The following is a 13,648-nucleotide window of genomic DNA, read 5'->3' on the forward strand; positions in this document are numbered from 1 at the left end:
CTTTGCCAATTGATCGGGCTAGGCTAGGCACAGGTAACAGGCTAGTGTAGCCCGCCACGCGCACAAAACCCGTGTTTCCTGAAAATGGAAACACGGGTTTTGTTGTTTAGTCAGTGCTGTCAATCAGCGTTTCACAGCTGACTTCACTTCATTAAGGCAGCGATTAATAACTCGCACACTTCACTAAACGGTCGCTCGCTTTGGGTGTACACTCCGTTTAAAATATTATCGGCATGTAGCTTGATCGTCGAAAACAACAAATTGCGCACCAATGAAATATCAACCGATCTAAAAGTTCCATTATGTAAATTAGCTGCGAGTAGCTGCTGAATTGGTGTTTGACTCACCCACTCTTCAACTTGTGCAACTGTCTTTACATCAATCCACATTTCAGACTTTAGCTTTTCAATCACGGTCATGCTATCTGGGTGTTCTAACGCGAATTTAAATAAGTTCGTCAAATAATGCTGCAATAACGAAACAATTGGTTGATTCACAGCAACGTCATAATCAGCTTGATATAGTGCTTTTATTTCTCGAAGAAATAATGCGGCTAATAATGCAGCTCGATTATCAAAGTAGGTATAAATACTAGATTGAGGAATTCCCACGGCCTGCGCAATTGCGGTTGTGGAAACATCGCCAACATCTTTACTGAGGATTAATTGAGCCGTCGCATCCAAAATCGCCTCATACTTTTTCTGACTTTTCTTTTTCATGTTTTGAATATAATTAGGATTTATTTGAAAGTCAATACTTGATTATGATAGACCTATCGTTTATAATCATTGCCGATAAGATTATCATTTAAAACCAAATCAAAGAAGGTACACGAAAATGAAATTATTTGTGACTGGTGGTACAGGCTTTATCGGCTCGGCTGTTGTTAAAAAGCTCATTGAACATGGGCACGAAGTCACTGGTTTATCTCGATCAACGCACGGTGATCAAGTGTTAGCTGACTTAGGCGCGACCTCATTACGCGGAACTTTGGATGATTTAACAACCCTAGCTGAGGCCGCCAAACAGGCTGATGGCGTTCTCCACCTAGGCTACAATAATGACTTCAACCACTACGACGAAGCGGTAGCACAAGATCTTGCAGCGGTTAAGGCCATGCTTGCCGCATTAACCGGCAGCAACAAACCATTTGTGAATACCTCAGGCACCTTAATGGTCACTGATCTTGGACGCGCGGCAACAGAACAGGACACGGCACCGTTAACCGGTCGGGCCGTGTCAGAGAGCTTGGCACGTCAAGCAGCTCAAGCAGGTGTCCGCGGAATGGCTGTTCGTTTGTCACCAACGGTTCACGATGAGCACCGTCAAGGCTTTGGTACCTTACTCGCCGGGTTAGCCGTCCAACACGGTCAAGCAGCTTATGTTGGCGACGGAATGACACGATGGCCATCGGTTCATCGATTAGACGCGGCTGATTTATTTGTTGCTGCGTTAGAACATGGCGAAGCTGGCGCCGTTTACAATGCAGCCGCTGAAACTGGGATTACGGTTAAAGCGATTGCCACCACGATTGGCCAAGCCTTGAAACTTCCGGTGACCGCAGTAACACCAGCTGACGCTGAAGCCTACTTTGGGTGGTTCACCAACGGAATTCAACAAGATAATCCAACCAGTAGTGACTGGACTCAAAATGCCCTCAATTGGCATCCAACTCATCCCGGTCTCTTAGCTGATCTCGCGACATTCCTAAATAATCCGGAAAATGTCGCCCAACTGACTGCGCACTAAACAAATGTCTTAATAATCTCTCCAGATTGATTGAAACGGCACCATTTCCCCTAAAATTGGGAAATGGTGCCGTTTTTGATTGGTAACCCAATATCCACTTAGTCGATTTAAGCGGACAAGTCATCGCGATCACGTAGTTTTTGCGCATACTCATTTATTTTACGCAGTCGGTGGTTGACGCCTGATTTGGAAATTGGGCCGCCCGGAATCAAATCGCCCAATTCCTTTAAACTAACTTCTCGATTAGCCAGTCGGGTTTCGGCCATTACCTGCAATTTGTCGGGAAGCTGACTCAACCCCACCCGAGCTTGAATGTATTCAATATTCTCGATTTGTTTCGAACTAGCCGTTGCTACCTTCTCCATATTGGCCGTCTCACAGTTCACTAACCGATTAACTGAATTGCGCATATCCCGCATGATCCGAACATCTTCAAACTTCAGCATCGCATTAGTGGCCCCAATTAAAGTCAAGAAATCAGAAATTTTCTCCCCTTCTTTAAGATACGTGATGAAGCCGCTGCGGCGATTTGTCATCCGAGCATTGAGTTCATAACGATTCATAAACTCACATATTTGTTCATTTTGTTCCTCGTATAGGGAATAAATTTCTAAATGGTAACGACTAGTATCAGGATTATTGACAGAACCTCCGGCCAAAAAAGCGCCACGCAAATACGACCGAAATTCGCTATCGTCATTTAGTACCCCCGCGGGCACCACTTCTTCAATGCCCGCTGTCCCCATCACATGTAAATCATGTAAGACTTGCTGAGTTCCGGTTCGTAACCGAACGACATACATATTATTTTTCTTCAACTTGACGTTTTTCCGCACAATCAATTCTGCTTCTAAGCGATAAAATTGCTTTAAAAGCGAATAAATCCGCCGGGCGATCGCCGGATTTTCTGTCTGTACATTTAAGACAAACGCATGATTCACTAAATTAACGGCACCGTTCACGCGAATTAACGCCATTAACTCCGCCTTGCCATTAGCCGCATGCACGGTTAATCCAGTCAATTCCTTTTTGACGTCACTTGCGTACGACATTTGGTCACCACCGCTCCTAAATTTAACTCAGATCTTTATGATTCAATAATTTCATTAATTCAGCCACAACTTTGGCACCGTCGTGAAAAGCTCCCGCATCACGCAGCTTCAACAGGTTAGCTCGAATCGCTTTGGTTCCCATCTTTTCAAGTGCCTCCGGATCAGACGTTACTTGCGTTGAAACCTCGTTCCATCGTTTCCAATCCATGTAATCTTCCGGCACCTTAGCCGTGTTCACCAATACTGTATCCACAAAATTGGCGCCGACGTGTTCATTTAACACCCGCACATGATCAGCGTCGGTAAAGTGATCCGTTTCACCCTTTTGGGTCATGATATTACAAATATAGACAACTTCCGCCGACGTCGTTTTAATCGCTTGACCAACATTACTGACCATCAAATTCGGCAATATACTCGTAAACAAACTACCCGGTCCTAGGACAATTAAATCCGCCGCCAGAATGGCATCAACGACTGCTGGCATTGCTGTTGCCACACTCGTCCCAGCTTCAGGCTGTGGTGTCACCCAGACCCGTTTAATTTGACGATGTGCCGCCGTAATTTCCGCCTCACCAGCAACCGTCGTCCCATCGGCAAACTCAGCATGCAGTACTAATGGCTCATTGGCGACTGGATAAACGTGGCCATCCACGGCCATCATCTGTGACAACTCTTGAACTGCCCCAAATACCCCGTGCTCCATTTCTGTTAGTGCCGCAATGATTAAGTTGCCAATCGCGTGGCCAGAGAAAAAGTTATCGTTAGCTTCAAAACGATACTGAAAAACCCGCAAAGCTAATGGAGATAGACTCGACAAGGAAACCATCACATTACGAATGTCACCAGGTGGCACAACGTTGATATAATTACGGATTATTCCTGAAGAACCCCCGTCATCGGCGACCGTCACCACCGCCGTTACATCAACATCTTGCTTGTGTAAGGAATCCAGCACCACCGGTAAACCCGTACCGCCACCAATGACAACGACGCGCGGTCGGCGTTGATTAGCTTGCGTCATGAGCGATTCACCGTTTCCTTTCGTTTATTAATATCTCGATGACTGACGTGAACACGATAGTCAGCCGCCAAGTCTTTACCGAGCCGAGTGGCAATCGCGACCGATCGATGTTGGCCTCCCGTACATCCGATTGCAATGGTTAAACTCGTCTTACCTTCCCGTTGGTAGTCCGGCATGACCAGCTGTAACAAACTTAACCATTGCTGGTAAAACGGCGTGGTCGCTGGTTGAGCCATTACATAATCATAGACTGGCTGATCTAAGCCAGTTAGTGGCTTCAATGCATCCACATAATACGGATTCGGCAAAAAACGAACATCCATGACAATATCGGCGTCGATTGGTAACCCATACTTATAACCAAAAGACAGAATTTCGATATGAAATTCATTGGCGGGGCCCTGTTCATCAGCGTATTGACTAAAAATCTCTTCGCGTAGTTGCCGAGGGGTCAGGTCATCGGTATTGATTACCAGATCAGCACGTTCCTTTAATTCTGACAATAGTGCCCGTTCTTGACGAATACCATCGAGCACACGACCTTCCATCGCCAGTGGATGTGCGCGCCGAGTTTCTTTATATCGGGCCACTAATTCGCCATCGGATGCGTCCAGAAATAAAACTGAAGTCCGCACCGAACCGGTGCTGGCTGAAATCGCTAACATTTCTTGTAGGTCATCAAAGAATTCACGCGAACGTAAATCAACAACTAATGCGACTTTGTTAACTTTGCCAGATTGCCGCACTAATTCCCAAAATTTTGGCAACAATTTCGGTGGCATATTATCCATTACAAAGTAATCTAAATCTTCAAAGCTTTGCATGGCAACCGTTTTACCAGCACCACTCATTCCTGTAATAATCACTAAGTCTAGCTGTTGGGCCATGCGACATCCTTCCTTTTTCAGGTTTCTAATATTATAACATACCGGGTGTGTCATTTTTCTTTTTCTTGATTAGGCTGGCCATCAGAAGCTGGCTTTACCGCCGGGCGGCGATGCTCCCAGCGCCACCCCGCAACCGCGGCAGTCACGGGAACAGTCGCCAATACACCAACAAACGACAATAAGATTGTTGATAGTTGAGCAACGAACACTTTATCATTAAGCATCATGCCCCACGAATAGTGCAGACCAGCAAACCAGATGAACAGTGCTAGAAAGCCGCCAAAAAAACCAAAGAATAACGTGTTGAAGGTTGTGCCAATGATTTGCTTACCCACGTTAATGCCGTCATTGAATAGACGCCGACCCGTAATCGTCGGTTGTTGCTCTTCAATTTCTGATAGCCCAGATGAAATCGCCATTGCAGCTTCAGCAATGGCTCCTAGTGTACTGAGAATCACGGTGGCAATGCTGACTTTGACGAACGAAATCCCAATCAACAAGGACATTCCCTCTAAATCATCACTATCTTCTTCGCCAAAACCAGCCACGCTGGCCCAGTGCTCAACTGGAATAATGAGTAGCATCAGTAATACCATCACCACCACGGCAGCATAAAAGGCAGTTGTTGTGCTGTAATCATCTTCATTACCAAAGAAAATCGTAACCGCTAAAATAATCACCCCCATCACGAGCGTAACTGGCAATGGCGGCAGATGAAATTGGATGAGCACGATGGTCATAAATAGCAACGCAAAGTTGAAGCCTAAACTGATAAATGCTAAAAATCCTTGTTTACCGCCCACCAGCCACATCGCTAAGAGTAAGATCAAAGCTAATCCACTAAACGTTGTCATCATGCGTCCCCCTGTCTTTAACCGGCGTTGTCCGAGACATTAATCGGCTGGCCACCAAGCTCGCCACCGGAATCGCTAAGACAATCCCTAAACCACTGATCAGGGTTTGAATAACACCTAATGACATATTCATCATGTACGTATAGCCCCAATTATTACCATTCTTTAAAAACAATAAAGTCATGGGAAATGTTTCGGCGACAAAAATCAGTAACAAGACGTTAATCAGCGGACCCATGATTGATCGACCAACATTACGACCTGAAATAAATAACTGTCGTGCAGAAATATTAGGGCGCTCACGACGTAATTCAAAGAGGGTCGCGACAATATCAGTTGATTCATCCATCACTGCCCCTAACGAACCTAGCAAGGTCTCCGCTAAGAACAGGGGCCTTGGTAGCGTCGTCACATACTGTAACCCTTCGTAATGCATACCACGCTCATGAGTCAAAGCAAAAACAATCAGGCTAATCAACATGGCTAACGCGGTGCCTGAACAGGTTGCAACAAAGGTAATCAACATTTGTCGGCGCCACCCCAAGACTAACCACAAGGTCAAAAAGGCAAAAGCGATAGCAACAAAACTAAAGATCACAAAGACATTACCATTCTTTAAAGTTAAATCCAGCTCAATTGCCCCAAAAAATAATCCGGCATTCAATAAGACAGACAGCACTGCCAACCCGCCAGCGCGGGGCATAAAGATCAATAACAAGCTGAAGATGATCCAAACTAAGAATGCCACCGTCGTATCGCGTTTAATTCCTTTAATCACACTCGGATTATGGTGAGTGGGTAAGGTTACAAAGACCTGATTACCAACATGATAGGCTTGATCCATCGCCGCTGATTGGCTGAATGTATTGGTTATGTGTAATTTTTGACCACGATGTCGCGTATTAATCAGCACCGCAGTTAATTGCTGATTAGTTTGACGATCCTGATTTTCAAATTCATCGGTTTGTTTAACCGGCCGATGATTCGTCACCTGTGTAATTCGCGCCAAGGGTTGCTGATATAGTGACGCATCAAAATGCACCGCAATCACGCCAATGCCACCAATTAGGATCACTAGGCCGACCAGCCACCAACGCCGCCAATTAAAATGAACCTGCTCTTCTTTCATTATTCCGGCCTCACCTCGCTTAAGATGGCTCCCATTCTACCACCAACGTAAACGACGATTATCCATGCGACCGCTTTTGTTACCAAAATTAAAAGCCTTCAGCAAACAATCAATTGGTCAGTGTAAATTTTAAAATCCCGCCGTTACCCAAAACAAAACCAGCTGTGACATAACTCTGTTTTGTCAACGAGGACCACCGAAAATAGCACTGTTTCCCGAACTTTGGGAAGCAATGCTATTTATGTTGGATGAAAATGGCAGGAGTTTGGCGCGTTATTGAGGCAATGTTCGTCTCACATAGACTTATGTCACAAGGTTGAATCAAACGTTTTCCCTTGATAATGACGTTTCAGCCAATAGTATAGTGGTATACCCAAAGCGATAAAACCCATCGAGGTCACGGTACCGACGATATCAAAAACCAGTTCGCTGATCACGACAAAACCGGTCCCAATAATCGCTAGGACTGGCACCACTGGATACCAAGGGACACTGAATCCAGTTGGCCGGCCACCTTGCCGATGCCGCAACACAAAGACCCCTATAAAGGCAGCAATATAGAAACTATACATCACAAAAATGCAGAGTTCTGATAATCGATCCGTATCGACCAATAGAATCATTGCGCTAGTCATCACCCATAATGTTGCCGTCGCAAACACCGGTGTCTGGGTGGCTCGATTCAAATGGCTAAGTTGTTTAGCAAATGGTAATTGCCGTTTGTTTGCCATCGCATAGTAAATCCGAGGAAAGGACATCATCTTACCATTCAGAGCACCAATAATAGAGATCATAATGCCAATATTGACCAAGCGCCCGCCAAGTGAACCAAAGGCATTTAAAGCAAAATACGCGGTCGCGTTTTGTCCCAATGCATTAATCTTATTGGCTGCCAATGAGGAAAAAATCCCCCAGGTAACGCCTAAGTAAAGTACTATGATCATTAAAATTCCCAAAATAATGGCTAACGGCAGTAGCTTTTCAGGTCGTTTAAGCTCCCCGCCCAGATTAGTGATCAAAATCCACCCGTCATAGGCGAAAATTGTCCCTAAAACCGCCACACCAAAATTACCAACGCTATGGTGGATTCCGGTCACCGTGGCGCCGAAAGCTTGTTCATGACCAAAAAACAGTCCAAAAATGATAATCGCAATGATGGGGAGTAGCTTACAGATGGTGGTCACGATAGCAAAGGTGGCCCCATAACGATTAGCTAACATATTTAAGGCTGCAATCAAAGCAATCGTGCCAATCGCAATTGGCGCTTTCCAGCCGGCGGATAAACCAAAAAAGTTTACGGCCAACAGTCCCAGATAACCAGCAATTGAGCCAACGATGGCCGGCGCGTACACAATTACTTGCATCCATCCGGACAGGAAACCCCAAAACTCCCCATAAATGTGGGTCATATATTGATACAAGCCACCGGTCGTTGGAATCTGTGAACCGATTTCAGACAACGTTAACCCATCTGCTAGTGTGATTAATCCGCCCAATAGCCAAGCTAACATAGCTAAATTAGTCGAACCCGTTAGTTGCAATACCGAGGCTTGTTTGAAAAAAATTCCAGATCCGATGACGGTGCCGATAACCAGTGCCAGGGCCGACCAAAGCCCCAACGAGCGTCGTAGTTGTGTAGATGATTGCATTTTATTAGTATTCTCTCCCCAAACGCTTATATAAACTTAATCAAAGTCAGTTTATCAGAGACCAAACGTCTGATGCAAGCACGCTAGCAAACCGGGTAAAGATAAAATCTAGCAATCGAGTCAATCAAAATCAGCGCGCAAGCCATCGCAGGTGAAGGTGCGCACGTTTCAAAGTGGGCGCCACGCACATGACAAACAACCCAAAAGAGCGAACTCCAGACGATGATCGGATCATCACCATTCAAAGTTCGCTCTTATTAGCTTCATCATTATCGATCGTTGCCAACGCCCTAATACCGCTTTTAGTTTAAATAACGCGATTAAGCGCCTACTAGTTTTTGGTTTTAGCCATGGCCGCACGCGTTCGTTCCAAATCACGCGTCAAGACTGGTTTTAAATACTGTCCAGTATAACTATTTGAAACCTCAGCCAATTCTTCTGGCGTCCCCGTAGCAATCACTGATCCACCACCAGCACCACCTTCTGGGCCTAAATCAATCAAGTGATCCGCTGTTTTAATCACATCCAAATTATGTTCAATGATTAAGACGGTGTTGCCATTATCAACTAGTCGATGAAGCACGCCTAATAAGCGTTTGATGTCGTCGGTGTGTAAACCAGTCGTCGGTTCGTCAAGAATATAAAAATTACGACCATTCGCCTTCTTGTGTAACTCTGACGCCAACTTCATCCGTTGTGCTTCACCACCAGATAATGTGGTTGCTGATTGACCAAGGTGAACGTAGCCTAAACCGACATCGACAATTGTTTGTAGCTTCCGGGTGATCTTAGGAATGGCTCCGAAAAAGGCCAATGCTTCGGAGACCGTCATGTTCAACACATCCGCAATATTTTTACCTTTATAAGTCACTTCAAGTGTTTCCGAGTTATAACGCGATCCATGACAAACTTCACATGGCACATAAACGTCAGGTAGGAAGTTCATTTCAATTTTCAAAATGCCGTCCCCGTGACACGCCTCACACCGACCACCTTTCGTATTAAACGAAAAACGCCCTTTCTGATACCCGCGAAGCTTGGCCTCGTTTGTCTGAGCAAATAAATCGCGAATATCGTCGAAGACCCCGGTATACGTAGCCGGATTAGATCGTGGTGTCCGTCCAATCGGTGACTGATCAATGTCGACAATTTTTTCAATATTGTTCACACCGGCGATACTCTTGTACTTCCCAGGCTTAGCCGAGTTATGATTCAACTTTTGCGCCAATACTTTTTCTAAAATAGAATTAACCAATGTCGATTTACCTGAACCAGAGACCCCAGTCACGACGGTTAATTCACCCAACGGAAAACGCACGTCAATATCGCGCAAATTATTCTCAGCCGCGCCTTTCAGGACAATTGCCTTCCCATTACCGGATCGACGCTTTAACGGAACAGGAATAAAGTCTTTGCCGGATAAGTATTTACCGGTTAAGGACTTACGACTGCGTTCAACCTGCTTGGGTGTCCCTGCGGCCATCACCTGACCACCATTCTCACCGGCGCCAGGACCAATATCAATCAAATAATCGGCGGCGCGCATCGTATCTTCGTCATGTTCAACGACGATTAGCGTGTTACCTAAATCGCGCATCTTCTTTAATGAGCTGATTAAGCGATCATTATCCCGTTGATGTAACCCGATCGACGGTTCATCAAGGATATACAAGACACCCGATAAATTAGATCCGATCTGGGTCGCTAAACGAATTCGCTGCGCTTCGCCCCCTGATAGCGTCCGTGCTGAGCGACTCATTGTTAGATAATCCAAACCGACATTTTCCAAAAATGATAAGCGATCACTGATCTCTTTGACAATCGGTTCAGCGATGACGCGATTCTGCTCGCTTAACTCAAGTTGTTTAAAAAATGGCACTTCGTCACCGATTGCCATGGCAGACACTTCGCCAATGTGTTGACCATTGACCTTAACTGACAAGGCTTGCCGGTTGAGCCGATAGCCATGACAGGTCTGACAAGTCAACTCCGTCATGTACTGGCGCATTTGGTCGCGGGTGAAATCAGAATTGGTTTCACGGTAACGCCGCGAAATATTGTTGATCACGCCTTCAAATTCTGCGTCCACATCGCGGACTCCACCGAAATCATTCTCATAGTGAAAATGAAAGGACTTTTTAGAACCGTAGAGCACTAAATCACGCTGCTTTTTAGGCAAATCCGCAAAAGGCGTTTCCATGTCAATCTGATTTTGTTCAGCAAACTGAGCCAGCATACTGGGATAATACATGGAACTAATTGGATTCCACGGTTCAATCGCCCCTTCTGCCAATGTCTTTGTTTTATCTGGGACAACTAAGTCCTCATCAACCTCAAGTTTCACCCCTAGCCCTTCACAATCAGGGCATGCGCCAACTGGAGCGTTAAATGAAAACAACCGTGGCTCTAATTCACCAACCGTGAAACCACAGACAGGACAAGAATAGTGTTCAGAAAATTGCAGCGGTTGACCATCAATGATGTCGGCCGTCGCATAGCCATCGCTTAGTCGCAAGGCCGCTTCGAATGAATCAAATAACCGACTGCGACTGTCACTATCAGGATGAACAATCACCCGATCGATCACAATATTGATATTGTGATACTTATTTTTATCTAACTCTGGTACCTCGTCAACGTCATAGGTTTCACCATCTACTTGAACACGAACAAAACCCTCACGTTTAATTTTTTCAAAGATTTTAGCGTGTTGCCCCTTTTTACGTCGTACCACCGGCGACAAAATTTGAAGCCGGGTTCGTTCAGGCAACGCCAACACTTGATCAACCATCTGTTCAACCGATTGACTAGTAATAATCGTCCCATCATTTGGACATACTGGTGTCCCAACTCGAGCCCATAACAAACGTAAATAATCGTTGATTTCGGTGACTGTACCAACCGTTGAGCGAGGGTTCTTACTCGTTGTTTTTTGGTCAATCGAAATTGCCGGACTCAATCCATCGATCGAATCAACATCAGGCTTGTCCATTTGACCTAAAAATTGCCGCGCATATGCAGATAAACTTTCAACGTACCGTCGTTGACCTTCCGCATATAACGTATCAAACGCTAATGAGCTCTTTCCCGATCCAGATAACCCGGTGATTACCACTAATTTGTCACGAGGAATAGTCACGTCAATATTTTTTAAGTTATGAGCTCGCGCTCCGTGAATCACAATTTTGTCATTTGCCATGTATTCGTGTCCTGCCTCGTTAAAAATTCGCTGTTGCTTACCACTATTGTTTAGCTTTCAGTTCCATGATGGTATCACGCAATGTCGCTGCTTCTTCAAAATCAAGCTTCTTAGCGGCTTCTTGCATCTGTTTATTTAACCCTGCCAACATTGCATTTTGATCAGCCTTACTCATGTTGTCAAAATCGTCTTCACTGAGTGAACTTTCCTTTTGCCCATCTCCACTTGGCGTAACAACTGTAATGTTATCACGGATGGCTTTCACAATCGTCGTTGGCGTGATGTGGTGTTCTTCGTTATAACGCTCTTGAATCGTTCGCCGCCGTTTGGTCTCGTCAATAGCCGCTTGCATCGATCCGGTAATCGAATCAGCATACATAATGACGCTACCATGAGCATTCCGGGCCGCCCGGCCAATTGTTTGGATCAACGACCGTTCATTGCGAAGAAAGCCTTCCTTGTCCGCGTCTAAGATTGCAACCAGCGAGACTTCAGGCACATCAATCCCTTCTCGCAACAAGTTGATCCCAACGAGCACATCAAATTTACCTAATCGCAAATCGCGAATAATCTGTGTCCGTTCAAGGGTTTTTACATCACTGTGAAGGTATCGTACCCGAATGCCGAGGTCTTTTAGATAATCGGTCAAATCTTCGGCCATTTTCTTGGTCATCGTGGTCACAAACGTCCGCTCATGTTGTTCGATCCGTTTGTTAATTTCGCCGACTAAATCGTCAATTTGACCCATAATCGGCCGAACTTCAATCGTTGGATCCAGCAACCCAGTTGGTCGAATAATTTGTTGAACAACTGTATCTGTTTGTTCATGTTCATAATCCCCTGGGGTGGCAGACATGTAGACAACTTGATTCACGTGTTGTTCAAATTCATCAATTTTAAGGGGTCGGTTATCCAAGGCGCTAGGCAGACGAAAACCATAATCGACTAACATTTGTTTCCGCGAGCGATCACCTTTATACATACCGCGCACTTGGGGCATGGTTACATGACTTTCATCAACGACTAATAAAAAGTCTTTCGGGAAGAAATCCAATAACGTAAAGGGCGGTTCGCCTGGTTGACGGCCATCCATATGCCGCGAATAGTTTTCGATCCCGCTGGTGTACCCCATTTCACGCATCATTTCCATATCATAGGTGGTCCGTTGTTCGAGACGCTGTGCCTCCAATAATTTGCCCTGGTCTTTAAGAACCTTTAACCGATCATCCAGTTCATGACCAATCGTCTCAATTGCATGATCCATAATGGCATCATTGGTCATGAAGTGAGTTGCGGGAAAAATCGTGACGTGATCCCGATCGCCCACTACTTCACCGGTCAAAGCGTCAACTTCGCGCATCCGATCAATTTCATCGCCGAAGAATTCAATCCGCAAAGCCCGTTGATCTTCTGACGCTGGGAATACTTCGACCACATCTCCATGCACCCGAAACCGACCACGTTGAAAGTCAATATCGTTACGTTCAAACTGAATATCCACCAATTTGCGCATAAAATCGTTACGTTCAATGGTCTGACCCACACGTAATGAAATGACATGATCCTTATACTGATGAGGGTCCCCTAAACCAAAGATCGAGGACACCGAGGCGACGACGATCGTATCGTTTCTTTCTAAGAGTGAACTAGTTGCCGCATTTCGTAATTTGTCGATTTCATCATTAATCGATGAATCCTTTTCAATGTACGTATCAGAGGACGGCACATAAGCTTCAGGCTGATAATAGTCATAATAGGAAACAAAATATTCCACTGCGTTGTTGGGGAAAAACTCCTTGAATTCGCCATAGAGTTGACCAGCCAACGTCTTATTATGCGACAAAACCAAGGTTGGCTTGTTCACATTAGCAATCACGTTGCTAATCGTAAATGTTTTCCCAGTTCCCGTCGCACCCAGTAAAATCTGAGCCTTTTTCCCTGATTCAATCCCGTCAGTCAATTGTTCAATCGCTTGTGGCTGATCACCTGTCGGCTGATATTTTGAAACAAGATCAAACTTTCGATCGGCTTGTCGTTCAATCATGGCTGTTCATCCCCCTTGCGTGAGTGGTTGTATTTCTTCTGCTTAATTGATAATTCACAAT

Annotated in this window: 10 protein-coding genes; 1 reads left to right on the forward strand and 9 read right to left on the reverse strand. The window is 45.2% G+C overall.

Going from position 1 to position 13,648, the window contains the following annotated elements; genetic code table 11:
* Positions 1 to 143: 143 nt before the first annotated feature.
* Complete coding sequence (locus AC27FN_RS06805) at positions 144 to 719, reverse strand: TetR/AcrR family transcriptional regulator (protein ID WP_487167254.1); 576 nt, start codon at positions 717 to 719, stop codon at positions 144 to 146.
* Positions 720 to 837: 118 nt separating this feature from the next.
* Here AC27FN_RS06805 and AC27FN_RS06810 point away from each other — a divergent pair, with 118 nt between their 5' ends.
* On the forward strand, positions 838 to 1,749 hold the full coding sequence (locus tag AC27FN_RS06810) for an SDR family oxidoreductase (protein ID WP_487167255.1): 912 nt from the start codon (positions 838 to 840) through the stop codon (positions 1,747 to 1,749).
* Positions 1,750 to 1,856: 107 nt separating this feature from the next.
* On the opposite strand, the gene whiA is transcribed toward AC27FN_RS06810, so the two are convergent.
* The 8 genes from whiA to uvrB form a co-directional block, all read right to left on the reverse strand.
* Positions 1,857 to 2,801 (reverse strand): DNA-binding protein WhiA, encoded by a 945-nt coding sequence (gene whiA / locus AC27FN_RS06815; RefSeq protein ID WP_487167256.1) that lies wholly within the window; start codon positions 2,799 to 2,801, stop codon positions 1,857 to 1,859.
* 22 nt (positions 2,802 to 2,823) lie between these two features.
* Positions 2,824 to 3,825: a gluconeogenesis factor YvcK family protein gene (locus AC27FN_RS06820; RefSeq protein WP_487167257.1), complete on the reverse strand. Its 1,002-nt coding sequence runs from the start codon at positions 3,823 to 3,825 to the stop codon at positions 2,824 to 2,826.
* Positions 3,822 to 4,712 (reverse strand): RNase adapter RapZ, encoded by an 891-nt coding sequence (gene rapZ, locus AC27FN_RS06825; RefSeq protein WP_487167258.1) that lies wholly within the window; start codon positions 4,710 to 4,712, stop codon positions 3,822 to 3,824. Before rapZ ends, AC27FN_RS06820 begins: the two co-directional genes overlap by 4 nt.
* Positions 4,713 to 4,762: 50 nt before the next feature.
* Positions 4,763 to 5,566, reverse strand: a complete 804-nt coding sequence (locus AC27FN_RS06830; RefSeq protein WP_487167259.1) for a YibE/F family protein — start codon at positions 5,564 to 5,566, stop codon at positions 4,763 to 4,765.
* Positions 5,553 to 6,269, reverse strand: coding sequence for a YibE/F family protein (locus AC27FN_RS06835; protein ID WP_487167310.1), 717 nt, complete (start codon positions 6,267 to 6,269; stop codon positions 5,553 to 5,555). Before AC27FN_RS06835 ends, AC27FN_RS06830 begins: the two co-directional genes overlap by 14 nt.
* Positions 6,270 to 7,003: 734 nt before the next feature.
* The gene (locus AC27FN_RS06840; protein ID WP_487167260.1) at positions 7,004 to 8,344 is read right to left on the reverse strand and encodes an APC family permease; all 1,341 of its coding nucleotides are present in this window, start codon (positions 8,342 to 8,344) and stop codon (positions 7,004 to 7,006) included.
* A 331-nt stretch (positions 8,345 to 8,675) separates the two neighbouring features.
* Positions 8,676 to 11,543 (reverse strand): excinuclease ABC subunit UvrA, encoded by a 2,868-nt coding sequence (gene uvrA / locus AC27FN_RS06845; RefSeq protein WP_487167261.1) that lies wholly within the window; start codon positions 11,541 to 11,543, stop codon positions 8,676 to 8,678.
* 43 nt (positions 11,544 to 11,586) lie between these two features.
* Complete coding sequence (gene uvrB, locus AC27FN_RS06850; protein ID WP_487167262.1) at positions 11,587 to 13,587, reverse strand: excinuclease ABC subunit UvrB; 2,001 nt, start codon at positions 13,585 to 13,587, stop codon at positions 11,587 to 11,589.
* Positions 13,588 to 13,648: the final 61 nt, after the last annotated feature.

It is taken from the genome of Furfurilactobacillus sp. W61-4 (genome assembly GCF_057545565.1).

What these genes read in the sequence shown, in the direction of transcription:
- AC27FN_RS06805 (WP_487167254.1), bottom strand. Translation starts at nt 719, where the DNA reads ATGAAAAAGAAAAGTCAGAAAAAGTATGAGGCGATTTTGGATGCGACG.
- rapZ (WP_487167258.1), bottom strand. Translation starts at nt 4,712, where the DNA reads ATGGCCCAACAGCTAGACTTAGTGATTATTACAGGAATGAGTGGTGCT.
- whiA (WP_487167256.1), bottom strand. Translation starts at nt 2,801, where the DNA reads ATGTCGTACGCAAGTGACGTCAAAAAGGAATTGACTGGATTAACCGTG.
- AC27FN_RS06820 (WP_487167257.1), bottom strand. Translation starts at nt 3,825, where the DNA reads ATGACGCAAGCTAATCAACGCCGACCGCGCGTCGTTGTCATTGGTGGC.
- AC27FN_RS06840 (WP_487167260.1), bottom strand. Translation starts at nt 8,344, where the DNA reads ATGCAATCATCTACACAACTACGACGCTCGTTGGGGCTTTGGTCGGCC.
- AC27FN_RS06835 (WP_487167310.1), bottom strand. Translation starts at nt 6,269, where the DNA reads ATGCCCCGCGCTGGCGGGTTGGCAGTGCTGTCTGTCTTATTGAATGCC.
- uvrB (WP_487167262.1), bottom strand. Translation starts at nt 13,587, where the DNA reads ATGATTGAACGACAAGCCGATCGAAAGTTTGATCTTGTTTCAAAATAT.
- AC27FN_RS06830 (WP_487167259.1), bottom strand. Translation starts at nt 5,566, where the DNA reads ATGACAACGTTTAGTGGATTAGCTTTGATCTTACTCTTAGCGATGTGG.
- uvrA (WP_487167261.1), bottom strand. Translation starts at nt 11,543, where the DNA reads ATGGCAAATGACAAAATTGTGATTCACGGAGCGCGAGCTCATAACTTA.
- AC27FN_RS06810 (WP_487167255.1), top strand. Translation starts at nt 838, where the DNA reads ATGAAATTATTTGTGACTGGTGGTACAGGCTTTATCGGCTCGGCTGTT.